The following is a 23,012-nucleotide window of genomic DNA, read 5'->3' as shown; positions in this document are numbered from 1 at the left end:
GGACTACTTACCTGATGTCGCACTTCACGACGGCCTGGGAGGCGTCGCAGTTCTCGAAGCCCGGGGTCCTCACAAAGTACAGATCCTCATCCAGCAGCCGAAGCTGCTTGGCGAAGGTCGGGAAGCGGCTCATCGAGGTGGAGTTCACCCAACCCGACATTGTGGAGCGGCCGCACACCTCCTTGAAGGTCGGCGCGGCCCGACGGTCGTCGTCGAACAGATGCCAGTAGCCGCTGGACGTCAGCTTCCTGGAGAAGGTCTGCAGGCACTGGTCCCCCGAGGTCACCGGGTTGGTGCCTTCCATGTCCGTCGGCATGCCACCGCTGTTGTACGTGGCGGCGAAGGTGAACTCGTCGCAGGTCAGTATGTCCGACGCAGAGATGTCCGTGACCGTCGTGGAGGCCGGGTGGCCGGACTCCGCGGCCCACTTGTCGGGACAGATGACCCTGCGGTTGGCGTCGGGGTCACGGCCGTACTTGTTGCGCTCGCCATGCAGGCCAGTGCTGCCGCGCCGGTCCGGCAGATAGTTCAGCGGCGCACCCTTACGGATCGACGCCCCAGCACGGTAAACAGCATTGGGCCTCTCCCCCACTCAACTCGGCACGCCTCAACCGGCGGCGCTGCTATGCATCACCGCCCGTCACGGCGCAGACAGTTCCTCCCCTGAACTGCAGTAATTCCTCGCTCAGAGGCGAAGCGTTATGCCCAGCTCCCGCATCGCCCTGGAAGGTGGACCACCTTCGGAGCGCTCCGTCTTGTAGCCCTTGGTGCCAGCAGCCAGGGTGCGCGGGTCGACGGCCTCTGCGGGGGCGCCGGTTTCGTACAGTCCCTTGGGCTGAGTGTCGCGGTCGTGGGGCAGCAGCCAGAACACCCGGCGACGGAAACTATGCCCCGCAACGCAGCCCGATCATCCACCCGCAGTCGCCCGGGATACCGATGCCGTCGAGGCGCACGGGCCGGCAACAGCGGCGCGACACGTTCCCACAGATCATCAGGCACAAGGTCAGCAGACACCTACCAAATCCTGCCGATACAACACCCAACCACCAAGCCCCACATTGAACTTCATTCTGAAACCATCAGTTAGGGGCGGCTCGCCGCGTCGACGTACACCTCGGTGACGTCGGTGATGAAGTCGCAGCTGTTGTCGGGGCTGAGCGCTTGGGCCTGGAGGTGGTCGTACATCGCGCTGTAGTGCTGCACGTCGGATGGTTTGTCCAGGTAGAGATCGCTGCTGCCCCCCCGTTCCACGTGCACCACTGCCTCGGGGCTGTCGGCGAACCTCAGGATGCAGAATCGTCCTGCGAAGCCCGGGTGGGCGCCCACCGTGAAGGGGAGGACCTGCACGGTGATGTGGGGCTCCGCGCCGAGTGTGCTCAGATGCTCCAGCTGTTCGCGCATGATGTCCGGGCTGCCGACGACGCGGCGTAGTGCCGATTCGTCCACGATGACCGACAGGCGCAGCGGGCCGGCCGGGTCGTAGATCCGGTGCTGCTTGCGTAGGCGCACCTTGAGGCGGGCGGCGGCCTGTTCGGCAGTGAGGAGGGGGATGGTTTCCTCGATGACGGCCTGGGCATAGGCGGGGGTCTGCAGCAGGTCGGGGATCATCACGAGTTGGTAGGCGTGGACGGTGGCGGCGCCTGACACCAGGCTGACGTAGAGGCTATGGGGAATGTCGCCGTAGACGTTGCACCAGTCCTGCCGTCCGGATTCCTTGGCCATCCGCATGAGGGAGTCGATGACCTGCTGGTCCGTTAGCCCGTAGATCGCGCACAGATCGCGTACGTCGCGGGGGTGGATGGCGCGGCGGCCGTTCTCCATGTGGCTGATCTTGGGCTGGGAGACCAAGAGCCGCTTAGCTGCTTCTGTGCTCGTCAGCCCGCTGGCCTGACGGAGCCGGCGGAGCTCGGCTCCCAGGCGGCGCTTTCTGAGGGTGGGATTGCTGTTCGCCGCCACGGCGGTCTACCTCCGAGTCCAAGTCGTCGTGCGGGCCCGCAGGTTGTCATGGAGTGGGGATTGTTGATCACGCGCCACGCCGTCGTGTTAGGCGGGCAGTCAAAGCGGACTGTGACCTCGTCATGTGCCCCGTAACGACAACCGCCGGGCGTCAGCCGGGAGGGATCAAAAAAACAGGCACGGGCGCTTGGTTCACATGTCGGCGAAGGCTTTTGCACCCCCTGAGCTCTGGCAAATGCCAGTGTAAGAGTCCTTTTCTCCTGGCCGACGAACACGCCGCTATGGCCCTTGATCAGCAACCCCTGCCCCATGGCAACCTGCGGTCCCGAACAGCGACTTGGAACCGGAGGTACACCGCGCGTGGCGGCGAAATCTGATCCCGCAGGGCCAGGACACGGACCTGCCGCCGTGACGATGCCCAAAACGGAGGTGTTGCGGGCGTACCGGTTCACCTTGGACCCCTCCGATGCCGAGTGCGCCGCCCTGTCGCGCTATGCCGGCGCTTGCCGGTGGGCCTACAACTACGCCTTGGCCAAGAAGACCCAAGCCCACCAGGCATGGGCCGACCGCCGTACCGCCTACCTCGAGGCGGGGCTGAGTGAAGCCGAGGCGAAGGAGCGGATCAAGGCCGACGGCGCCGAGCTCACCGACCGGATCAAGGTGTGGGACCACCACCGCAAGAGCCTCAGCCTCACTGTCGTCGGCAAGCCGCCGCTGCCCGCGATGCAGCCCCCGGCCGGGCAGGAGGCTCTCGTCCGACGGCTGGCCGCCGCCCGCGCGGACGCCGCCGGTATCAGCGCGGTACGCGAGCTGCTGGCCGAAGGCCGTGCCACGGTGAACGCGCTCAAGGTCCAGGCGTTCAGTGCTGGTTTCCGCACGCCAACCGCCACCGACACCAGCGCCCTGTGGCGGATGGAACGGGATCTGCCCAGGGAGGAGGGCGGCAGTCCCTGGTGGGGGGAGGTCAACGTCTACTGCTTCACCTCCGGCTTCGACCGCGCCCAGGCCGCCTGGAAGTGCTGGCAGGAGTCGATCGCCGGCCGCCGCGCCGGCCGGCGCCAGGGATACCCCCGCTTCAAGAAGAAGGGCCACTCAGAATCGTTCGCTCTCTTCCACGACGTGAAGAGGCCGATCATCCGCCTGGAGGGCTACCGGCGCCTGATGATGCCAGGCCTGGGCAGCATCCGCATCCACGACTCCGGCAAGCGCCTCGCGCGGCTCGTGGACCGCGGGCAGGCTGTCATCCAGTCCGTGACCGTCACCCGCGGCGGCCACCGCTGGTACGCGTCTGTGCTGGCCAAGGTGCAGCAGGAGGTGCCCGTGCTGTGGGAGCACGTCCGCGACGACGGCACCCGCACCCGGTGCCTGAGCCGCACCCAGGCCGGGGAGGCCGCCGAGAACGGCGGACACGTCGAACAGATCGGCCGTCCCACCGCCCGCCAGCGCACCGGCGGGCTCGTCGGCGTCGACCTCGGCTCCCACTACCTGGCCGCCTTGTCCAGTCCCCTCGACCCGACCGACCCCGCCAGCGCCCTCGTCCAGCACCCCCGTCTACTGACCGACGGCCTGGCCAAGCTCGCGAAGGCCCAGCGCGCGATGTCCCGTTGCCAACAGGGATCGGGGCGGTGGAGGAAGGCCACCGCTCGGGTCTCCCGCGTCCACCAGCAGATCACGGTGCGACGCGCCTCGTTCCTGCACGGCCTGTCCAAGAAGCTGGCCACCGCCTTCACGCACGTCGCGATCGAAGACCTGGACATCACCGCTCTCACCACCTCGGCCAAAGGCACCCGGGACAAGCCGGGCAAGAACGTTGAGGCCAAGGCCCGGTCCAACCGGCATCTCCTGGACGCCGGCCTGGGCAGCCTGCGCAACAAGCTCGCATACAAGACCGCCTGGTACGGCTCACAGCTCGTCGTCCTCGACCAAGGCGAGCCCATCACCGGCACCTGCGCGAAGTGCAAGGAGCCAAACCCAAGCTTCGACCCCTTGTGCAGTATGTTCCACTGCCTCTCGTGTGGTGCGGTCGTGCACCGACACGAGAACAGCACCGCGAACATCGTTGACGCGGCGCACAGGCAGCTCAAGACGGTCGCCTCCGATAGGGGGGAGACCCAAAACGCTCACCGAGCCGCTGGAAGTCCCAGAGCCCGCAAGGGTCCGGGGCAAGGGGCGTTGAAGTGAGAAGACACCGGCTGACGCCGGTGCCACCCCCGGGGAGTGATTCCCGGGCGTCCCAGCACAGCACCACACCAACGCGGCAGGGCAGCTACCGCCGAAGGCCCCCCAGGCCATTCAGCCGCCGCCCTCTGCGCGCCTGGGACGATCCGTGTTCTGGCAGATCGACAGCTGCACCACGACGCTTCGGACGAGTGAGCGCCTCCCACTCGCCCCCCGTCAGAAACCGTCCGCAAGCACACCGCGCGCCTCGGCGTCGGTCTTCACCCCTCCATGTCTCCTGCATGGCCAGGCTCCGGCGCCTCGTTCTGACAGGCCAAGGTTCAAACGCCGGGCGCCGAGGCGGCCGGTGAGTATCTCGCCGAAGTCGCGGATAGGCCCGGCGGCCGTGTCCAGTTCGGGGCAGCGGGCCAGGACGTCATTGAGATCGGCGCGGTCTTCCTCGCCCATGGCCGTTGACCAGACGACCAGAGACCTGATGGAGCGTCATTCTCGGTCGCCAGACGGCAAGGCGTGCGCGGTCTCACATGAACCTGCCCCCTCGCAGTCCAACACCGACGTGGCGCTCTGCGACGGCTTCCCAAGATCTGTGCCAGAGCCCAAAACTCATCGACACCGACTCGGCGCGATTCCAGCTCCTGTCGCAGTCACCGACAAACGCTGTCGCTTGCTTCTTTCCGACAAGCCAGGTGGGCAACCGCGGGCCGTCAGACGGTGCGGAGTACGGCAACGACCTTGTCGAGGATGGCTGCGTCGTCGCCGGGATCGGCTCATAGGCCGAGTTGTGAGGCACTAGCCATACCGCGATGCAGGCGCTTGATGGTTGCCTCGCCGTCCAGCAGCGGCGCGACCATCTATGGGGGTCTGAAGCTGTGGCGTGACGTGGTGCGAGTCGTCTTCGTTGGTGTTGAGACGCTCGTACTCGGGGGGTGTGGCTCTGTGGCGGATTGTTGCATGAGCCGTCAGAGCATCGGCGCGACACATGCGGGCGTTCCCCGTGACCCTGCCCTCGCCCACGCGCTACTGGACCGTCATCGACGACGAGCTCCAAGTCATCCCTGTCGCCGATCAGTGGGCGCGGCACCCATCATGAGCGGCGCGTGGGGTTCGCTCCCCACCCCGCCGCAGTCACGGCTGGCCTCGACTCGAACAGGCGCCCGTGGTGAAGGGGTTGAGCTCGTGTCGGTTCACCATGGTGTCGTTTCGTCTGTCCGATACCAGTAGGCGGGCGTACGCGGCATGCCGGTTGCGCCGAGGATGTCGGGGCGTACCGCGAGGATCTGGTCCACTCCCATGCGCCGTGCCTCGAAGGCGAGTCCCCCGCCGACCAGATACAGCCGCCAGACCCGGGCGGTCTGCTCGCCGGCCAGGGCGACGAAGTCGTCCCAGCGGTCCTCCAGCGTGTGATGCCAGGCGGTGATGGTTCGCACGTAGTGCTCACGCATCGACTCCACTGAGGACACCTCGAGTCCTGCGCCCTCCAGCAGGGCGACGGTCTCGCCGAGGGGGCGCATGTGCATGTCGGGGGCAATGTAGGTCTCGATGAAGGCGCCTCCGCCCGGGGCCCGCGTGCCTCGCGACATCTGCTGCACCAGCAGCCGGCCCTGGGGCCTGAGGGCGCGGTGCAGTAGTGCGGCGAAGTCGCCGTACTCCTCGTCTCCGACGTGCTCCCCCATCTCGATGGAGGTCACCGCCTCGTACTGGCCGCCCTTGATGTCGCGGTAGTGCCGCAACTGGACATCGACCAGGTCGCCGAGGCCTCGCTCGCGCACCCGGGCAAGGACGGCGTCGCGTTGTTCGCGGGCGAGGGTCACCGCGGTGACCTGCACCTTGTGATGTTCGGCCGCGTACAGAGCGAGTGCACCCCAGCCGCAACCAATGTCCAGCAGGCGTGCTCCAGGCCGCAAATTCAGCTTCCGGCAAATGAGCTCCAGCTTGTCGCGCTGAGCCTCGGCCAGGCCGTACTCGGGGTACTCCCTGGTCCAGTAGGCGCAGGAGTACGCCATCGAGGGGTCGAGCAGGAGCTCGTAGAAGTCGTTGGACAGGTCGTAGTGGTGACTGATGGCGGCGCGGTCTCGGGTGGTGCTATGGCGGGCGCCGCGCAGATGGGCCCGGCGCGCGGGGGCGGGTGGCCGGGGGCCGAGGGCTCCCAGCCGTGCGGCGGTCAGTACGGCGGAGGCGAGTTGTGCGGCTCCGGGCCTGGGGGCGGCTTGGGGGCTCTGCCACAGGGCGCGCAGACCGTCGGCGAGGTCGCCCTCGATGTCGAGATCGCCACTGATATAGGCCTCGGCCAGACCGAGTTCACCGGGCTGCCAGAGCAGTCGGCGCAGGGTCCGGCGGGAGCGGAGTATCACGACGGGGGCTCCCTCGGGACCGCTCTCGGTGCCGTCCCAGGCGCGCAGCCGTACGGGAAGCGGGCCTCCGAGAACGTTCTCCAGGAGCGTGGCGAGCCGCTGGGCCGGCGAGATCATTGGGGTGCTCCGTTCTCCGCCGTTCCTATGGCGGGTTCGTGTGCATCTTCAGAGGGCTTTACGAAAAAAAGCGCCGTCTCGGACCAATCCGTCGCTACGGTGGCCCCGCATTGCCTCTGGGCCGGGCCCGCCGACGCATGCGGGAGTGAGGGTCCCTGTGCGAGGCGATCCGGCTCCGCACTGGCTCTGTCAGTCCCGGGCCGAGAAGGCCACACCCGTGGCGTCGAATCAACGAGTTCCCAAGCTGTCGCCGGACGCCGGGCGTGGGGGGGGGCGCGGGGGGGGGGGGCCCCCCCCCCCCCGGGGGGGGGGGGGGGGCCCCCCCCCCCCGCCCCCCCCACGCCACCGACCAGGGGGGACTCACCCATGGCCATGGCCGCCACGCAGCGCGCCCAGTTCGCCGACGCCCGGCTGTACCTGTGCACGGACGCCCGCAAGCGCCAGGGCGACCTCCCCGAGTTCCTCGACGCCGTCCTGGCGAACGGCGTGGACATCGTGCAGCTGCGTGACAAGGGCATGGAGGCGGGCGAGGAGCTGGAGCACCTCGCCGTCATGGCCGACGCCGCCGCCCGCCACGGCAAGCTCTTCGCGGTCAACGACCGGGCGGACGTCGCCCACGCCGCCGGCGCCGACGTGCTGCACCTGGGCCAGGGTGACCTGCCGGTCGCGGCCGCCCGCGCCATCCTCGGCGAGGACGTCCTGATCGGCCGCTCCACGCACGCCGACACGGAGGCCGCCGCGGCCGCCGTCCAGGACGGCGTGGACTACTTCTGCACCGGCCCCTGCTGGCCGACCCCCACCAAGCCCGGCCGGTACGCACCCGGTCTCGACCTGGTGCGCCACACGGCCTCGCTCGGCACGGACCGCCCCTGGTTCGCGATCGGCGGCATCGACGCGGGGAATCTGGACGAGGTGCTCGAAGCGGGCGCCCGCCGCGTCGTCGTCGTCCGCGCCATCACCGAGGCCGACGACCCGGGTGCAGCGGCGGCCGACTTCGCGAAGCGGCTGCGTACGGCCTGATCCGCCGTACGGCCTGATGCGTCGTACGGCCCGATTCGTCCGGTCGCGCCCCGTCAGCCGGTCGCGCCCCGTCAAGACGCGTGTCCGCAGGGTGGACGAAGATTATGGAGAGGGCGCTCCCGTGGCTAACCTGCCCATATGGCCCTAGGCACCGCTTCCACCAGGACTGATCGCGCACGCACCGTGCGCGACATGCTCGCGACCGGCAAGACGACCTTCTCGTTCGAGTTCTCGGCGCCGAAGACCCCGAAGGGTGAGCGGAACCTCTGGAACGCGCTGCGCCGGGTCGAGGCCGTCGCGCCCGACTTCGTCTCCGTGACGTACGGGGCAGGCGGCTCCACCCGCGCCGGCACCGTCCGCGAGACGGAGCAGATCGTCGCCGACACGACCCTGACCCCGGTCGCCCACCTCACGGCCGTCGACCACTCCGTGGCCGAGCTGCGCAACATCATCGGCCAGTACGCGGACGCGGGCATCAGGAACATCCTCGCCGTGCGCGGCGACCCGCCCGGCGACCCCATGGCCGACTGGGTCGCGCACCCCGAGGGTCTGACCTACGCCGCCGAACTGGTCCAGCTCATCAAGGAGTCGGGCGACTTCTGCGTCGGCGTCGCGGCCTTCCCCGCGATGCACCCGCGCTCCGAGGACTGGGACTCCGACGTGCGGCACTTCGTGGACAAGTGCCGGGCAGGCGCCGACTACGCGATCACTCAGATGTTCTTCTACCCGGAGGAGTATCTGCGGCTGCGCGACCGGGTCGCGGCAGCGGGCTGCGACACCCCCGTCATCCCCGAGATCATGCCGGTGACGAGCGTGCGCATGCTGGAACGGCTGCCGCAGCTCAGCAACGCCTCGTTCCCGCCCGCCCTGAAAGAGCGCATCCTCACAGCCAAAGACGATCCGGCGGCTGTACGCTCCATTGGCATCGAGTTCGCGACGGAGTTCTGCGCGAAGCTGCTGGACGAGGGCGTTCCGGGTCTGCACTTCATCACGCTCAACAACTCCACGGCGACACTCGAGATCTACGAGAATCTGGGCCTGCACGACCAGCGGGCCTGACCCGGCCGTATTCCACCAGGGGCGGCGGCCGTACGAGAGGGGCGTACATGGGCTGGACGGTCCTCTACATCGCGTTCGGAATCGTCGCGTTGTGGCTGCTCGGTGAGGTACTGCTCCAGTACAAGGCGCGGCTGCGCTTCCGGCTGCTCGCCTTCGTCGGCTTCCTGGGCGTCGTCCTCGGGGTGCTGATCCCGTCGGTGATCGTCATCGGGGTCGGCGCCATCACGTTCGCCGTCGGCCAGACGTACGTGACGCTGTCGTTCCGCAGGGGCTTCTCCACGGGCTGGGCGCTCGGCGGGAACCCGGGCGCGAGCAAGCGGCGCAAGATCAAGGAGCCGGTCCACCAGGACCCGACCCTCGAGGTCTCCGACCTGGAGTACGAGGGATACGAGGAGCACGCGTCCGCTGCCCCGGACGCTCCCCATGCCCCGGATCTCGAGTCCGCGGCCGAGGTGACGTCGGTCTACGCGCCGCAGCCGATGCCCGACGACACCGGCCAGTACGGCGTCTACACCCCGGCCGCGGCCCAGACGGACCCCGCCGCGCAGGGCTACGCCTACGACGCGTACGCGGGCTACGACCAGCAGCAGTACGGCTACGACAACGGCCAGCAGCAGTACGCCGCCTACTCCGACCCGTACATCGGCACGCAGACCTACCCGGCGCAGCCGCAGTACGACGACGCGTACGGCACGGGACAGCAGTACGGCGACCCGTACGCGAACGGCGGCTACGGCATGGAGACGCCGCCCGGCGGGGTCTGGGTGCCCCAGCAGCGCACCGGCGACGACCAGCACCAGCAGTACGGCGGTGAACTGCCCCCGGAGCAGCCCTACCCGTACGAGCAGAACGGCCAGGGCGGCTACGACGGCGGCTCCGGCTACAACGAGCAGCAGCAGTACCGCTACTGAGCCCGGCGGGCGCGGGCCGTCACTGCGAGCCGCGGAAGTCCGCACCCTCCACGATCAGCCCGGCCGCCAGCGCGCCCGACATACCCGCGTGCGGCAGACCGCCGCCCGGGTGTGACCAGCCTCCGACGGCGAACAGGCCCGGGACGAGCGTGCTGTTCGACGGGTGCAGAAGCCGGCCGGAGGCCGCGGCCAGGGCCGGCGCGGGCACCGAACCGCCGTCCGCGCCCGTCGCTTCGGCGACATCGGACGGCGTGCGGACCTCGTGCCACAGCAGGCGGTCGCGCAGCCCGGGGACCGCCTGCCCGGCGGCGTCGACGACCCGCTCCACGTCCGCGTCCGTCACGCGCGCGCCGCGCGCCACCGTGACCACCACAGTGACCGCCTCATGGTCCGGGTCCGGCGCCACGGAGGCGTCGTCGGGACGCAGGACCGTGACCGTCGGCCGCTCCGTCACCGCTGTGCCCCCGCCGCCGAACAGCAAGGCCAGCTCGGCGTCCCGGTCCGCCGTGTGCACGACCGTCCGGTGCGGGGCGTCGCCGGGGCGTCCGCCGCGCAGCGCCAGGAACACCGTCAGCCGGCTCGGCAGCGCCGACTGCGGCGGCACGTCGTCCTCGCCCCTGAGCGCCCGCCCGGGCAGCAGTGCTTCGAGGACACCGGGCGCCACACCGGCGACCACGAAGTCGGCCTCCTCGACCCTGCCTCCGGCCAGCTCCACGCCCGCCGCCCGGCCGTCCTTCTCCACGATCCGCGTCACCGGCGCGTCGAACTCGAACGCGACCTTCCGCTGAAGGCACCGCTCGTACACGGCCCGCGCCAGCTCCCGCATCCCGCCGGTCACCGCCCAGGCGCCGAAGGTCTGCTCCATGTACGGCAGCACGGCCGCGCTCGCCGGCGCCGTACGCGGATCGAGGCCGGACGCGAGCGCGTACTGCTCGAGGAGCGCCACGAGCCGCGGATCCCCGCCCAGCTCAAGAGTGGCGACCTCGGACAGCGTCGTCGCCGTCACGTCCTTGCGCAGCATCCGGCGGCGGACCACCGCGGGATACGGCTCGCGGTCCGCGAGGATCCGCCAGTTCGGCCACAGGGGCTCTTCGAGGAGCGGGCGCCGGGTGCGGTCCCAGGCCTCACGCGCCCGGTTCATGAACGCCGACCAGCGCGCACCCGAGCCCTCGCCGAGCGCCGCGTCCAGGGCGTCGGCGATGCCCCCGCGCCGCGCGTTCGGCAGGTCCATCGCCGTGCCGTCCGCGAAGACATGCCGCACGGCGGGCTCCACCTGCGTCAGCCCGACCGCGTCCTCCAGGGGCTGCTTGCCGGTCTTGATGAACAAGTCCCGGTACACCGCGGGCAGTTGGAGCAGTCCCGGGCCCGTGTCGAACGAGAAGCCGTCCCGCGTGAAGCCGCCGAGCGCCCCGCCGTACGTCGACGAGCGCTCGTACACCGCCACCCGGTGGCCTGCCACGGCCAGCCGGGCAGCGGCCGCCATCGCGCCCATCCCGGCGCCGATCACCGCAATCCGTGCCATGTCAGCGACTTTATCGGCCGCCACCGACACCCTCGCCGACAGCCCGGCCGGGGGCCGGATCAGCCCGGTGGCGCCCCGGTCCGGTGGGCGATGCGCCGCTCCTCGCGCCGCTGCGCCCGGCGCCGCAGGAAGCGCCGGATCCGCGAGATCAGGAAGTACAGCATGAAGAGACCGAGGAAGAGGAGGACGGCGGCGATGATCGCGGCCGCCTCGGGATGGAACATGGCGAACGTGATGATCCCGGCGACGCCGAGGTCCTCGGCCGTGCTCATCGCGACGTTGGTGAACGGCTCGGGCGAGGTGTTGATCGCCATCCGGGTCCCGGCCTTCACGGCATGGCTGGCCAGCGCCGTCGACCCGCCGACCGCGCCCGCCGCGAGGTCGGAGAGCGACCCGCTCTGGCCCGCGAGCAGAGCGCCGACGACGGCCCCCGACACCGGCCTGATCACCGTGTGCGCGGTGTCCCAGAGCGAGTCCACGTAAGGGATCTTGTCGGCGACGGCCTCGCACAGGAACAGCACCCCGGCGGCGATGAGCACGTCGGTGCGCTGGAGCGACTCGGGGACTTCGTCGGTCAGCCCGGTCGCGCCGAAGACGCCGAGCAGCAGGACCACCGCGTACGCGTTGATCCCGCTCGCCCAGCCGCTGGTGAAGACCAGGGGGAGTACGGACACGGACGTGATCGTAACCAGTCGCGGACTCCGCGTCCTGGGCCTGAGCACCCAGGCCTGAGTATCCGTACCTAGTACGTGAGATGAGTAGCTGCGCGGATGGGGCCGGACCTGCGGGAACGGGAGAGTGGAGGCACGGAAGGGGGCGCGGTGCCGGTACCGCCGACACGGGGCGGCGGAACAGCGCTTCGCCCCCTTGGCCGCTCCTCCCGCCACGGCGGGGGCGAGGGACGGGGGCTCGCCCGACCGACGGGCCCACGGGGGAACACGGGGACAACGGGGGACGCGCCGGTCCGGTGAGGCCTGAGAATTCGGGCCACGCCGGACCGGCGCTCTGTTGTCACCGCTCTGTTGTCTCCCCTTCGCGTTTCGGGGGCGGTCAACGGCCGCCCGTCACGCGTCCCTGGAGCAGCCGCGACAGCGCCGCGTGGACGTCGTCCAGGGAGCGCTCCGGCTGGAAGGCCTGCCAGTCGAGCGCGGCCACCAGGACCATGCCGACCAGTGCGGCCGCCGTCAGCGGGATGTCGATCTCCTCGCTCAGCTCACCGCCCTCGACCGCGCCCCGCAGCACGTCCTCCACCACGGCGACGGCCTCCTGCCTGACCACCGCGAGAGTGGACTGCCAGGCGCGGTTGGTGCGCCACAGCTCGGCCACGTACAGCTGGGTGAAGGCCGGATAGCGGTCGATGAAGACGAGACCGGCGCGGATCATCGCGTCCAGGGCGTCGATCTTGCTGCCGCCGCTCGCGGCCGTCTTCTCCGACGCCTCCCGCAACGAGGCCGTGAGGAGCCCGACGCCGTGCCGGAGCAGCTCTTCGAAGAGGACCGACTTGCTGGCGAAGTTGTAGTAGACCGTGCCCTTCGCGACCCCGGCGCGCTCGGCGATCTCGTCGACCGTGGTGGCCGAGAACCCCTGCTCCGCGATGAGCGTGACCGCGGCCTCGTACAGCTTCTGCCGAGTGGCCTGGCGCCGTGCACTGCTTTCCATGCCCCTGATTCTCACAGGCGGCGATGTGGGTCCGCTCACAGGCTGAGCTCGGGGTGCAGCCGGTCGAGTGTCCACACCTGCTTGCTGCGTGCGCTCAGCGCGGTCAGGGCCAGCGCGCCGGCCGTGAACGCGGCGAGCACGGCACACGCCTGCCACACGGGGCCGAGGCCGCCGCCCGAGATCAGTCTCCGCAGCGCCTCGACGACGTAGGTCATCGGCAGGAAGGGGTGGATCGCGTTGAAGAAGCCGGGGCTGGTCTGTACGGGATAGGTGCCGCCCGCCGACGTCAACTGGAGCATCAGGACGGCCAGTACGAGGATCCGGCCCGCCGCTCCGAAGCGGGCGTTCAGCCACTGCACGATCGCGGCGAAGCACGCCGTGACGAGGAACAGGAAGCCGACCGTTCCCGCCGCCCTGACCATCTGGAGGCCCAGCGCCCAGTGCAGCACCGACATCAGGGCAGACACCTGGAGCACCCCGAGCACGGCCACGGGAAGCCAGCCGGCCAGCGCGATCCGCCAGGCGGAGGCGCCCGCGGCGAGTGCGCGCCGGTTGAGCGGCTGGATCAGCATGTAGGCCACCATCGCGCCGACCCACAGGGACAGCGGGATGAAGTACGGGGCGAACCCGGTGCCGTAGTTGGGCGCGTTGTGCAGGGACTGCGAGGCGAGCCGGACCGGGTCGGACATGACGCCGGTGCGCTGGTCGCGGTCCTTCTTGTCGTAGTCGGGGATCTGCTTCACCCCGTCGTGGAGCCCGCCGGCCAGCTCTCCGGAGCCGTCGGCCAGCTTGAACATGCCGCCGTTGAGATCGCTCGCGCCCGTCTTCAGCTTGCCGACGCCCGTGTCGAGGTCCGCCGAACCCGTCTTCGCCGTGCCCAGCCCGGTGTGCAGCTGCTTGGCGCCCTTGGCGACCTGACCCGCGCCCTTGTTGAGCGCGTTGATCTTGGAGACGGCGGTGGCGACGTCCTGGTCGAGCGTCGGGGCGTGCTCGGCCAGTGCCTCGGACTGCCGCTGGAGCGTGGCGAGATGGCCGTCGAGGGTGTCCAGGTCGCCGTGGTCGTCCTCGATCAGGACGTTCAGGTCGTCGGCGACCTTCGCCACGTCGGCCGCCGCGACCTTGGCCTTCTTGAGGTCGGGGCAGGCCGGGTCGGACAGGGGCAGCGTCTCGCAGCGCGCCTTGTAGACCCCGTCCAGGACGTCGGATCCCGCGTGCGCGCCCTTGGCGGCCGTCGGCGCCGTCTTCACCAGGACGTCGAGGTTGTGGCGAATGCCCTTCGCGGAGTCGGCGACGAGCCGGGCGGTGTCGCCGATCGCCTTCTTGTTGTCCTTCAGAAACGGCCGTACCTGCCCGGCGACGCCGTTGACCTTGTCGGCGAGGAGCTGGGTGCCTTCGGAGACCTGCTTCGACCCGGACTCCAGATCCCCCGCGCCCTTGTTCAGCTTCTTGATCCCGCCGGCCAGCTCACCGCTGCCCTTCTTGGCGTCCTTCAGACCGTCCGCCAGGTCCTTGGACCCCTTCTTCGCCTTGCCGATACCGCCCTTGAGCTGGTCGGCCCCCTTCGCGGCCTTCTTCGTCGCGTCGTGGATGTCGGAGAACGAGATGAAGATCCGGTCGAGGAAGGAGCGCGACGCGTTGGTGGACGCCGCCGAACGCACCTCGGAGAACACCGTCCGCGAGATCTGCCCGACGATGTAGTTGTTCGCGTCGTTCGTCCGCACCTGAAGCGCGCCGGTCTCCGGGGTGTCCCCGGAACTGGACGCGATGCGCTCGCTGAAGTCCGAGGGCATCGTCAGCGACAGGTAGTACGTCCCGTCCTCGACGCCCTCGCGGGCCTGCGCGGCGCTCACCTCGTGCCACTCGAAGGTCTTGCTGTCGCGCAGCCCCTCGGTGATGTCGTCGCCGGCCACGATCTTCTGCCCCGCGGCCCGCGCCCCCTTGTCGTCGTTGACGAGCGCGACGGGAATCTTGTCGAGACGCCCGTACGGGTCCCAGAACGACCACAGGTACAGGGCGCCGTACAGCAGGGGCAGCAACAGGAGCGCGGCGAGCGCGGCGCGCGGCAGCTTCCCCCTGCCGAAGCGCCTGAGCTCAAGCGCGGCCAGCTTCGGCGAGCGCATCCGCCGTCTCCTTCTTGTCGGTCCCGGGATTCTCGTTCTCGTCGGTCCCGGGATTCCCGGGGCTCTGCTCGTCCGCTTCGTCGCGGGGCGCCGTCGATACGACGACCGCGTCCTTCGGCGCCTCGCTGCCCACCGCCACGACCGTCGTGCCGGACTCGGCGACGGACCTCAACAGGTCCCAGACCTGCGTCCGTTCGGCGTCCGAGAGCTTCAGGTCGGTGTCGTCGACGCCGAGCAGGCGCGGCCGGCCGATCAGCGCGAGGGCCACGGACAGCCGGAGCGCCTCGATCCGCTCCAGGTCGCGCACGGCGGTGCGGGTGCCCTTCGGCAGCGCCTCCCGGTCGAGGCCCGCGGCGGCCAGCGCGGTGTCGATCCGCGCCCGTGACGCGGCCGCCCGCTCGGCCCTGGGCCGCAGCAGTGCGCGCAGGGAACCGTCGAACCGCCGCTGCAGCAGCGCCCGTTCACGCAGATGCTCCTCCACCGTCAGCGCCGGATCGAGGTCGGTGACCCCGGGCACATGGGCGAGGGCGCTGATCCGGCGGACGGCGGACAGCTGCTTCGGCAGCCGGAAGGGGCCGACGGACGCGCTGCCTTCGGTGGGCCGCATGCGTCCGGTGAGGGCGAGGAGCAGGCAGGTGCGGCCCGACCCGGACGGTCCTTCGACGACGACGAGCGCCCCGGGCTCCGCGTCGATGTCCACCCCGCGGAACGCCCAGCCGCGCGGGCCCTTGAGCCCGAACCCCTCGGCGCTGACGGCGACCGCGTTCGGACCGTCCATGGCCAGGCCCCCCTCTTTTGAACTGACTGGTCAGTGCAAAAACTAGCCCGAACTGTCGCTCGAAGCAAAAGTGCAGGTCAGGGCCGATTGTCAGTGGCGTACTCCACGATGGGCACATACGGCCACCGAGCCGTCACGCAGACGACAGGAGGTTCGTCATGGCTGGACATTCAGCAGCAGCCGCACGCCGGCCCCGCGCCACAGGCCCTGCACCCTCGCTGACCGGACCCGCCGCCGACGTCCACCCCGTACTCCGCCGGGCGACAGCCCCTCCCGCCGCACTCGACCTGCTCGCCCAGGCGCGCACGGGCCTCGACGAGGCGGCCCACCTCGAAACGCCCAACGAGCGGTACGCCACGGCCCACCTCGCCGCCCTGCGCACCGCGGCCGCCGTGCTCGCCGCCCGCGGCCGACCCGAATCCACCCCTCGACGCCGTGCCCGGATACGGAGCGCCTGGGAAGTGCTCCCCGAGATCGCACCCGAACTGACCGAGTGGAGCGCCCTGTTCGCCTCCGGCGCCACCCGCAGGGCGCGCGCCGAAGCGGGCATCCAGGGAGCGGCGAGCATCCGCGACGCGGACGACCTGCTCCGGGACGTCGCGATGTTCCTGCGCCTCGTCGAGCGGATGCTGGTGCTCCAGCCCCTGCTGCCCCAGCCGAGGGCGCGGGACGAGGGCCCGGCGGCAGGCAGGGAGGCACCCGACGTGGGGTGATCCGGAGAGCTCTCACGAGGCAATAGGGTGGAGGCGCCCGAACCCCTCCACCCATCGCCGCGGAGCGATGGGAAGGGATCCCCATCGCTCCGCAGCCCATGAGCCGGAGCCGCGCCGAGGAGTCACCTGTCGTGTCGGACCCGATGCGCCCCCGCGCTTCTCTCCGTACCGCCGTGGTCTGGGACGTTCTCAAAGACGCCCTCGACCGTCGCGTCAAGGCCACGGGGCGCGAGTCGCTCGACGTGCTCGACACCGGAGGCGGCAGCGGTAACTTCGCGGTGCCCGTGGCCGGCCTCGGCCACCGCGTCACCGTCGTCGACCCCAGCCCCAACGCGTTGTTCGCGCTGGAGCGCCGCGCGGCCGAGGCCGGCGTGGCCGACCGCGTGCGCGGGGTGCAGGGCGACGTCTCGGGCCTCTTCGACGTCGTCGAGCGCGACGGCTACGACGTGGTCCTGTGCCATGGCGTCCTGGAGTACGTCGACGACCCGGCCGAGGGCGTCCGCAACGCGGTGGGCGCCCTGCGCTCCTCCGGCGTCCTCAGCCTGCTCGCCGCGGGACTCGGCGGCGCCGTGCTCGCCCGGGCGCTCGCCGGGCACTTCAAGGAGGCCAGGCAGGCCCTGTCCGACCCGGCGGGACGCTGGGGCGACGGCGACCCCGTGCCGCGCCGCTTCAGCGCCGAGCAGCTCACCCAGCTCGTCGGATCCGCGGGCGTCGAGGTGGGCGCGGTGCACGGTGTGCGGGTCTTCGCCGACCTCGTGCCGGGCGTCCTCGTGGACACCGAACCGAGCGCCCTGCAGGAACTCCTCAAGCTGGAGGCGGCCGCCGCCGAGTTGCCCGCTTTCCACTCCGTCGCCACGCAGCTGCACGTCCTCGGCGAGAAGCAGGAGCCCTCCGCGGGTCCAGCGGCCTGAGTGTCCCCGCCGCTGCGCCGCTGATCAGCGGCGCAGCGGCGGATGGAGTACGCCACAGGCCCCCCGCTTCGGCGCCGGGCGCCGTATGATCGAGGGAGACGGTCCGGCATGACGGGACGGCCGCCGGGGCATTAACGCCTCAGCGAGCCGGAGCGGCGTGGTGGTCCTGGTTGGCGAAGTTGGCGTAGAGGGGCGGGTTTCACGGGGGCGATTCCCTGCCTATCCTGAAGGGGACCCCCGGTCGCCCCGGCGACTGCACGATGAGGAGGACTCCGTGCCGCTCTCGGAGCACGAGCAGCGAATGCTCGAGCAGATGGAGCGAGCGCTGTACGCCGAAGATCCCAAGTTCGCGACAGCGCTTGAGGGAAGCGGGCTGCGTACGTACACCCGACGTCGGGTCTACCAGGCAGTCGCCGGATTCCTGGTGGGTATCGCGCTCCTCATGGCCGGAATGGTCGCACAGCAGATCTGGATCAGCGTGGTGGGGTTCCTCGTCATGCTGGGCTGCGCGGTCCTTGCCGTGACCGGATGGCGGAAAGCGCCCAAGCCCGGTGAACAGCCGGCCGCAGGAGCAGCGCCAGGAGCGCCGCCGGCCGCGCGGCGACAGGGCAAACAGCGCCGGTCGATGATGGAGCGGATCGAGCAGCGCTGGCAGCGGCGCCGAGACGAACAGGGCGGCCGCTGAGCCCCCGCCGTACGAGGTCCTCACGGGAGCAGATGTAGCTGAGGGGTGACCACTCACGGGTGGTCACCCCTCAGGCGTGTCCGATGTGCCGGTGTTCCGCGGGACGGCGCATCCGCGCGCTCGCCGGCCGGCGCGTGAGCGGCGCCGGCCCTCAACTCTCCTGGCCGGAAGGCCGCCGCGGACGCCGTGCGAGTGCCGACTTCCGGGCCGTCCAGGCGGCGCCCAGCGCCGCCCGACGCTGGGCCAAGCTCCACGCCACTCGAACGGTCGAGCGGGGGGCGAGCGTCGCCCGCAGCCGGGCCGAGCGGCTCGCCTTGGCATACAGATCCTGCTCAAGCCGGCGCACATCGTCTCCGAGACCCGCCGTCGGCTGCGGCCTCGGCGCGTAGAGGACCTGCTCCACCGCGGCCGCCACCCGGTGCACGGAGTCCGCCGCCACCTGGTCGAGTTGCCCGACGCGGACGATCCGCGCCGCCGCCTTCCGTGGTGTCTGCGACTCGTCCGGAGCGATGCCGTGGTCCCACGCCGTATCGGTCACTTCCAGCCACGCCGCGAGGGTGCGCGCCGTCGCGTCCCCTTCCGTGCGGCCGGACGAGCCGAGCCGCACGGCCCGGACCCGCCGCCGCCACAGCAACGGGAGCAACGGCACGAGCACCACCAGCAGTACGCCGAGCGCGACGAGCGCGATCGTGCCGAAGGGCGGGCCGTCGTCGCCGGACGCGCCGATCACGGCGGGCGCCGTGTTCGAGCAGCCGCCCAGCTTCCGCTCGGCCGCCGGGCAGTTGTCCGACGCGGAGGGCTGTCCAGCCGAGGGCTCGGAGGAAGCGGCCTCGCTGGGCGCCGCCGGGTTGCTCGGGTTGCCCGCCGGGGTGTCGGCACGCGTGTAGTCGGGCGCCGTGCCGCGGTTCGGCGTCGGCTCGAAGCGGGTCCAGCCCACGCCCTCGAAGTACAGCTCCGGCCACGCGTGCGCGTCCCGCAGGCCGACCGACATCCGGCCGTCCGCCTGCGGAGAGCCCGGCGTGAAGCCCACTGCCACCCGCGCCGGAATCCCCAGCGTCCTGGCCATCGCCGCCATCGAGAAGGAGAAGTGGACGCAGAAGCCCTCCTTGTCCTTCAGGAAACGGGCTATGGCCGAGGAACCGCTGCCCGCCTGGACCTCCGTGTTGTACGTGAAGCCGCCGCTGACGGCGAAGTAGTCCTGGAGCTTCACGGCTTGCTCGTAATGGCTCGCCGAGCCCCGTGTGACGCGCAGCGCCGTCTGTCCGACGACCGCCGGCAGCGAGGACGGCACCTTGGTGAACTCACGCCGCAGCTCGCTCGGCGGTTCGGGAGCGTTCGCCAGCTGCTCGGCCGTCGGCTGCACGATCAGGCTCTCGACGCCGTACTTCTTGCCGCGCGTGGTCTGGTCGTGGTCGCCGACGAGGGTCCGGCCCACCGGCTCGTACCGCCAGCGTCCCGAGATGTCGACCTTCGTCGCCGGGTAGGGGAGCGGCAGCCAGTCCTGGGCGTACCAGCCGGCCGCCGCGATGTTCGTGCGGATCTCCGTCCTGCGGACGTCCGCGCCGAGGCCGCGGGGGCTCGGGAACGGTGAGGGCACGTCGATGATGCTGCGTTTGGCGGGCCGCCAGGTCGTCCCGTCGAACTCGTCGAGGGAGACGATCCGCAGATAGAGGTCCTGGGTGTCCTTCGAGGTCGTGCGGTACGACATCACCTCCCGGTCCTCGGGTTGGTTCAGGCTGTTCTGGAGGGAGACCAGGGGGTTCACGGCGGAGATGGTGCCGCCGCCTCCGGAGCCCACGCCCGCCCCCGTACCCGACGGGCCGAGCAGGCCGCCGTCGAGCGCGGGCAGCGCGAGCGGCACCACCAGGGCGATGCCGAGCGCGAGCGCGCCGATGCGGCGGCCCGTGCGGACCGGGGCCACTGCGTCGGCCGTGCTCTGCGCCGCGCCGCCCGCGCGGCCCGGTGAGCGGGCCGTACCGCCGAAGACCCGCCCCCACTGGGAGAGCCGGTCCCGGCTCTCGGCGAGGAGCAGCAGCAGATAGCCGCCGGCGGCGAGGAGGAACCACAGCCAGTCGGTGGAGCCGTGGGAGAGGCCCGCGGCGACCGAGTACAGGGCGAGCAGCGGCAGCCCGGCGGGCGCGGCGCTGCGGAACGTCACCGCGAGCGCGTCCACCGCGAGGCCGATCACCACGACGCCGCCCACCAGCATCAGCCGGATCCCGTCGGACAGCGGCGCGGGGATCGCGAACCGCCCCACGTCGTCACCGCCTGCCTGGAGCAGCTCCCCGAAGTGACGGAACGCCTCCGGCCCCGGCAGCACCCCGCCGATCGCCTGCGCGTTCGCGAACAGCAGGGTCAGCAGCAGCAGCGTCACGAGCGCCTGCACGGTCACCGTGAGCGGCCGCGCGAGAGGCACCCGCCGGGTCAGCGCCCCCACCCCGGCCTGGACGACCAGCAGGAACGCGGCCTGGAAGATCCAGGTCGCCAGATCGACCAGCGGCAGCAGGGCGCACGCCGCCATGAACGTGGCCGCCGTCGCACACAGCGTCAGCCGAGCGCCTCCACTCATGACCGCGCCTTTCCCCCTGTGACATCACGCATGATCAAGAACCCCACCCCGCCACAGCCGGCCCGCTCTCCGCGCCGGTGGCCGACCGGTGCCGGTCGGCGTCCCGCCACAGCTCGGTCAGGGACGTGCCGGGCGGGACCGCGAGCGCGGACCAGCCCGCCTCGCGCAGCATCCGCAGCCGCTCCTCGCTGCGCTCCGAAGGGGCACCGCGCGTCCAGGCCCCGCTGTCCAGGACGAAGGCCACGGCGCCGCCGCTGCGCTGCCGCATCTTGGCGGCGACCGCCGTCTGCTCCTCGTCGAGATCGCCGAAGAAGGCGACCAGCAGTCCCTCGTTCCCTCCGCGCAGCACGTCGTACGCGCGCGTGAGGCCCGAGCCGTCCGAGTGGTCGACGACGGCGAGCGTGTCCATCATCAGCCCGGCCGCGTCCGCCGACTCCTGGCTCGCGCCCGCGAACCCGTCGGACCCCTCGCCCGGCACCGAATTGCCCGTATCGGTCAACAGCCGTACGGAGAAGCCCCGTTCGAGCATGTGGAACAGCGTCGACGCCGTACCGGACACGGCCCACTCGAAGGCCGAGTCGGGGCCCGCGCCCTGGAAGGCGAGACGCCGGGTGTCGAGGAGCACCGTGCAGCGGGCCCGCTGCGGCTGCTCCTCACGGCGCACCATCAACTCGCCGTAGCGCGCGGTCGAGCGCCAGTGGACGCGGCGCAGGTCGTCCCCGTAGCGGTATCCGCGCGGGATCACGTCGTCCTCGCCGGCCAGGGCCAGCGAGCGGTTGCGCCCGTCGCCGTACCCCTTGGCCTCACCGGACAGCCGCACCGCGGGCAGCGGCTCCACACGCGGGATGACGGTGAGGGTGTCGTACGTGGAGAAGGAGCGGGACAGCTCGCACAGGCCGAACGGGTCCGTCAGGCGCAGCTGGAGCGGGCCGAGCGGATAGCGGCCCCGCAGGTCCGAGCGCACGCGGTACGACACCTCGCGACGGCCGCCCGCCTCCACCCGGTCCAGGACGAAGCGGGGGCGCGGCCCGAGCACGTACGGCACCCGGTCCTGGAGCATCAGCAGGCCCGTGGGCAGGCGCGAGACGTTGTCCATGCGCAGATGGACGCGGGCCTCGCTGCCCGCGGGCACGCGCGCGGGGGACAGCCGGCGACTGCTCGCCACGCGGTAGCGCGTGCGGTAGAGGACGAACGCGCAGACCAGCGGCAGCACGGCGAGCAGCAGCCCGACGCGGAGCAGATCGCTCTGCCCCAGGACGTACGCGCAGATCATCGCCGCGATCCCGGCGGCCAGGAACGAACGTCCCCTGGTGGTCAGCCCCGAGAGCGCGACCCGGAGGCCGCCCTTGTCGTCGTCCCCGAAGCCTCCCCCGTCGGACATCACAGCCTCCGGGCGCCGGGCGGCTGCTGGCCGTATATCGGGGATCCGTGGCCCGAGGCGGCCGGGACCGCCGTGTGCTGGAGGATCTCCAGGACGACCTGCTCGGACGTGCGCCGGTTCAGCTGGGCCTGCGCCGTGGGCAGCAGGCGGTGCGCGAGGACCTGCACGGCGAGCGCCTGCACGTCGTCGGGCAGCGCGTACTCACGCCCGCTCAGCGCCGCGGATGCCTTCGCCGCCCGCAGCAGGTGCAGCGTGGCGCGCGGCGAGGCGCCGAGTCTGAGGTCGGGGTGGCTGCGCGTGGCGGCGACCAGGTCGACCGCGTACCGCCGCACCGAGTCGGCCACGTGGACCGAGCGGACGGCGTCGACGAGCTTCACGATGTCGTGCGCGTGCGCCACCGGCTGGAGGTCCTCCAGCGGAGAGGCGCCGCCGTGGATGTCGAGCATCTGCAGCTCGGCCTCCGGGCTCGGGTAGCCGATCGACACCCGGGCCATGAAGCGGTCGCGCTGTGCCTCGGGCAGCGGGTAGGTGCCCTCCATCTCGACCGGGTTCTGCGTGGCCACCACCATGAAGGGGCTGGGCAGCTCGTACGTCTGCCCGTCGATGGTGACCTGGCGCTCCTCCATGGACTCCAGGAGCGCGGACTGCGTCTTCGGGGACGCGCGGTTGATCTCGTCACCGATCACGATCTGCGCGAAGATCGCGCCGGGCTTGAACTCGAAGTCGCGGCGCTGCTGGTCCCAGATGGACACACCGGTGATGTCAGACGGCAGCAGGTCGGGCGTGAACTGAATACGACGCACCGAGCAGTCGATGGACTTGGCGAGTGCCTTCGCCAGCATCGTCTTGCCGACGCCCGGTACATCCTCGATGAGCAGGTGCCCCTCGGCCAGGAGCACCGTCAGCGAGAGCCGTACGACCTCCGGCTTGCCCTCGATCACACCCTCCACCGACCTGCGGACCCGCTCCACAGTGGCGGTCAGATCAGTAAGGCTCGCTCGATCGTCATAGGTCGTCACCCGGCCCTCCTCGGCCCCGTACTTTCCGGGCCGACGCCCTTGGCTGCGGACCGGCCCACCCCG

19 protein-coding genes and 2 pseudogenes are annotated in these 23,012 nt (G+C 70.9%); 7 read left to right on the top strand and 14 right to left on the bottom strand.

Going from position 1 to position 23,012, the window contains the following annotated elements; translation table 11 throughout:
• Positions 1 to 7: 7 nt before the first annotated feature.
• The 4 genes and pseudogenes from ACIPWY_RS31035 to ACIPWY_RS31020 form a co-directional block, all read right to left on the bottom strand.
• Entirely contained in the window at positions 8 to 592 is a 585-nt protein-coding gene (locus ACIPWY_RS31035; protein WP_401535940.1) for a hypothetical protein, read from the bottom strand.
• Positions 593 to 685: 93 nt separating this feature from the next.
• Positions 686 to 886 (bottom strand): annotated as a pseudogene (locus ACIPWY_RS31030) (DUF6009 family protein); the annotation flags it as partial.
• A pseudogene (locus ACIPWY_RS31025) lies at positions 862 to 1,014 on the bottom strand (IS5/IS1182 family transposase); the annotation flags it as partial. The pseudogenes ACIPWY_RS31030 and ACIPWY_RS31025, both read right to left, overlap by 25 nt.
• A gap of 69 nt (positions 1,015 to 1,083) precedes the next feature.
• Positions 1,084 to 1,956, bottom strand: a complete 873-nt coding sequence (locus ACIPWY_RS31020; RefSeq protein ID WP_393705277.1) for a helix-turn-helix domain-containing protein — start codon at positions 1,954 to 1,956, stop codon at positions 1,084 to 1,086.
• A gap of 414 nt (positions 1,957 to 2,370) precedes the next feature.
• Between ACIPWY_RS31020 and ACIPWY_RS31015 the strand changes: the two genes are divergently transcribed.
• Positions 2,371 to 4,137: an RNA-guided endonuclease TnpB family protein gene (locus ACIPWY_RS31015; protein ID WP_393705285.1), complete on the top strand. Its 1,767-nt coding sequence runs from the start codon at positions 2,371 to 2,373 to the stop codon at positions 4,135 to 4,137.
• Between the two features lie 213 nt (positions 4,138 to 4,350).
• Here ACIPWY_RS31015 and ACIPWY_RS31010 read toward each other — a convergent pair whose 3' ends face one another.
• Both ACIPWY_RS31010 and ACIPWY_RS31005 read right to left on the bottom strand, forming a co-directional pair.
• Positions 4,351 to 4,581 (bottom strand): hypothetical protein, encoded by a 231-nt coding sequence (locus ACIPWY_RS31010; RefSeq protein WP_401535937.1) that lies wholly within the window; start codon positions 4,579 to 4,581, stop codon positions 4,351 to 4,353.
• A gap of 737 nt (positions 4,582 to 5,318) precedes the next feature.
• Complete coding sequence (locus ACIPWY_RS31005; protein WP_401535935.1) at positions 5,319 to 6,602, bottom strand: class I SAM-dependent methyltransferase; 1,284 nt, start codon at positions 6,600 to 6,602, stop codon at positions 5,319 to 5,321.
• A 372-nt stretch (positions 6,603 to 6,974) separates the two neighbouring features.
• Between ACIPWY_RS31005 and thiE the strand changes: the two genes are divergently transcribed.
• From thiE to ACIPWY_RS30990, 3 genes are all read left to right on the top strand, one after another.
• Positions 6,975 to 7,622 (top strand): thiamine phosphate synthase, encoded by a 648-nt coding sequence (gene thiE / locus ACIPWY_RS31000; protein ID WP_362900107.1) that lies wholly within the window; start codon positions 6,975 to 6,977, stop codon positions 7,620 to 7,622.
• A 138-nt stretch (positions 7,623 to 7,760) separates the two neighbouring features.
• Positions 7,761 to 8,681 (top strand): methylenetetrahydrofolate reductase [NAD(P)H], encoded by a 921-nt coding sequence (gene metF / locus ACIPWY_RS30995; RefSeq protein ID WP_362900032.1) that lies wholly within the window; start codon positions 7,761 to 7,763, stop codon positions 8,679 to 8,681.
• Positions 8,682 to 8,728: 47 nt separating this feature from the next.
• On the top strand, positions 8,729 to 9,592 hold the full coding sequence (locus ACIPWY_RS30990; protein ID WP_393698463.1) for a hypothetical protein: 864 nt from the start codon (positions 8,729 to 8,731) through the stop codon (positions 9,590 to 9,592).
• Between the two features lie 19 nt (positions 9,593 to 9,611).
• Here ACIPWY_RS30990 and ACIPWY_RS30985 read toward each other — a convergent pair whose 3' ends face one another.
• The 5 genes from ACIPWY_RS30985 to ACIPWY_RS30965 all read right to left on the bottom strand — a co-directional run bounded on the left by ACIPWY_RS30985 (position 9,612) and on the right by ACIPWY_RS30965 (position 15,671).
• The gene (locus ACIPWY_RS30985) at positions 9,612 to 11,114 is read right to left on the bottom strand and encodes a phytoene desaturase family protein (RefSeq protein ID WP_393698465.1); all 1,503 of its coding nucleotides are present in this window, start codon (positions 11,112 to 11,114) and stop codon (positions 9,612 to 9,614) included.
• Positions 11,115 to 11,173: 59 nt separating this feature from the next.
• Positions 11,174 to 11,788 carry a DUF4126 domain-containing protein gene (locus tag ACIPWY_RS30980; RefSeq protein WP_393698467.1) on the bottom strand — a complete coding sequence of 205 codons (615 nt, stop codon included), beginning with the start codon at positions 11,786 to 11,788 and terminating at the stop codon, positions 11,174 to 11,176.
• A 376-nt stretch (positions 11,789 to 12,164) separates the two neighbouring features.
• Positions 12,165 to 12,773, bottom strand: coding sequence for a TetR/AcrR family transcriptional regulator (locus ACIPWY_RS30975; RefSeq protein ID WP_362900040.1), 609 nt, complete (start codon positions 12,771 to 12,773; stop codon positions 12,165 to 12,167).
• Between the two features lie 35 nt (positions 12,774 to 12,808).
• The gene (locus ACIPWY_RS30970) at positions 12,809 to 14,893 is read right to left on the bottom strand and encodes a YhgE/Pip family protein (RefSeq protein ID WP_393698469.1); all 2,085 of its coding nucleotides are present in this window, start codon (positions 14,891 to 14,893) and stop codon (positions 12,809 to 12,811) included.
• A complete protein-coding gene (locus tag ACIPWY_RS30965; protein ID WP_393698471.1) occupies positions 14,865 to 15,671 on the bottom strand; it encodes an ATP-binding cassette domain-containing protein in 807 nt (268 codons plus the stop codon). The genes ACIPWY_RS30970 and ACIPWY_RS30965 overlap by 29 nt, the downstream gene beginning before the upstream one ends.
• 158 nt (positions 15,672 to 15,829) lie before the next feature.
• On the opposite strand from ACIPWY_RS30965, the gene ACIPWY_RS30960 reads away from it, so the two are divergent.
• The 3 genes from ACIPWY_RS30960 to ACIPWY_RS30950 all read left to right on the top strand — a co-directional run bounded on the left by ACIPWY_RS30960 (position 15,830) and on the right by ACIPWY_RS30950 (position 17,980).
• A complete protein-coding gene (locus ACIPWY_RS30960) occupies positions 15,830 to 16,384 on the top strand; it encodes an SAV_6107 family HEPN domain-containing protein (protein WP_362900045.1) in 555 nt (184 codons plus the stop codon).
• Positions 16,385 to 16,515: 131 nt separating this feature from the next.
• Complete coding sequence (locus ACIPWY_RS30955) at positions 16,516 to 17,295, top strand: methyltransferase (protein WP_362900047.1); 780 nt, start codon at positions 16,516 to 16,518, stop codon at positions 17,293 to 17,295.
• Positions 17,296 to 17,569: 274 nt separating this feature from the next.
• Complete coding sequence (locus ACIPWY_RS30950) at positions 17,570 to 17,980, top strand: DUF3040 domain-containing protein (protein ID WP_362905365.1); 411 nt, start codon at positions 17,570 to 17,572, stop codon at positions 17,978 to 17,980.
• Positions 17,981 to 18,131: 151 nt separating this feature from the next.
• On the opposite strand, the gene ACIPWY_RS30945 is transcribed toward ACIPWY_RS30950, so the two are convergent.
• From ACIPWY_RS30945 to ACIPWY_RS30935, 3 genes are read right to left on the bottom strand one after another with little or no spacing between them, the layout of a single operon-like run.
• On the bottom strand, positions 18,132 to 20,549 hold the full coding sequence (locus ACIPWY_RS30945) for a DUF3488 and transglutaminase-like domain-containing protein (protein ID WP_362905366.1): 2,418 nt from the start codon (positions 20,547 to 20,549) through the stop codon (positions 18,132 to 18,134).
• A 34-nt stretch (positions 20,550 to 20,583) separates the two neighbouring features.
• Complete coding sequence (locus ACIPWY_RS30940) at positions 20,584 to 21,930, bottom strand: DUF58 domain-containing protein (protein WP_393698475.1); 1,347 nt, start codon at positions 21,928 to 21,930, stop codon at positions 20,584 to 20,586.
• Entirely contained in the window at positions 21,930 to 22,949 is a 1,020-nt protein-coding gene (locus ACIPWY_RS30935; RefSeq protein WP_393698477.1) for an AAA family ATPase, read from the bottom strand. The genes ACIPWY_RS30940 and ACIPWY_RS30935 overlap by 1 nt, the downstream gene beginning before the upstream one ends.
• Positions 22,950 to 23,012: the final 63 nt, after the last annotated feature.

Source organism: Streptomyces sp. NPDC090032, assembly GCF_044748025.1.
In the GTDB taxonomy this organism is placed as follows: domain Bacteria; phylum Actinomycetota; class Actinomycetes; order Streptomycetales; family Streptomycetaceae; genus Streptomyces.
Note: the sequence above shows the minus strand (reverse complement) of the source record. Positions and strands in the feature narration are given on the sequence as shown.

Coding starts and splice junctions, on each gene's coding strand:
- ACIPWY_RS31015 (WP_393705285.1), top strand. CDS start 2,371: ATGCCCAAAACGGAGGTGTTGCGGGCGTACCGGTTCACCTTGGACCCC.
- ACIPWY_RS31010 (WP_401535937.1), bottom strand. CDS start 4,581: ATGGGCGAGGAAGACCGCGCCGATCTCAATGACGTCCTGGCCCGCTGC.
- ACIPWY_RS31005 (WP_401535935.1), bottom strand. CDS start 6,602: ATGATCTCGCCGGCCCAGCGGCTCGCCACGCTCCTGGAGAACGTTCTC.
- thiE (WP_362900107.1), top strand. CDS start 6,975: ATGGCCGCCACGCAGCGCGCCCAGTTCGCCGACGCCCGGCTGTACCTG.
- metF (WP_362900032.1), top strand. CDS start 7,761: ATGGCCCTAGGCACCGCTTCCACCAGGACTGATCGCGCACGCACCGTG.
- ACIPWY_RS30990 (WP_393698463.1), top strand. CDS start 8,729: ATGGGCTGGACGGTCCTCTACATCGCGTTCGGAATCGTCGCGTTGTGG.
- ACIPWY_RS30985 (WP_393698465.1), bottom strand. CDS start 11,114: ATGGCACGGATTGCGGTGATCGGCGCCGGGATGGGCGCGATGGCGGCC.
- ACIPWY_RS30975 (WP_362900040.1), bottom strand. CDS start 12,773: ATGGAAAGCAGTGCACGGCGCCAGGCCACTCGGCAGAAGCTGTACGAG.
- ACIPWY_RS30970 (WP_393698469.1), bottom strand. CDS start 14,893: ATGCGCTCGCCGAAGCTGGCCGCGCTTGAGCTCAGGCGCTTCGGCAGG.
- ACIPWY_RS30965 (WP_393698471.1), bottom strand. CDS start 15,671: ATGGACGGTCCGAACGCGGTCGCCGTCAGCGCCGAGGGGTTCGGGCTC.
- ACIPWY_RS30960 (WP_362900045.1), top strand. CDS start 15,830: ATGGCTGGACATTCAGCAGCAGCCGCACGCCGGCCCCGCGCCACAGGC.
- ACIPWY_RS30945 (WP_362905366.1), bottom strand. CDS start 20,549: ATGAGTGGAGGCGCTCGGCTGACGCTGTGTGCGACGGCGGCCACGTTC.
- ACIPWY_RS30940 (WP_393698475.1), bottom strand. CDS start 21,930: ATGTCCGACGGGGGAGGCTTCGGGGACGACGACAAGGGCGGCCTCCGG.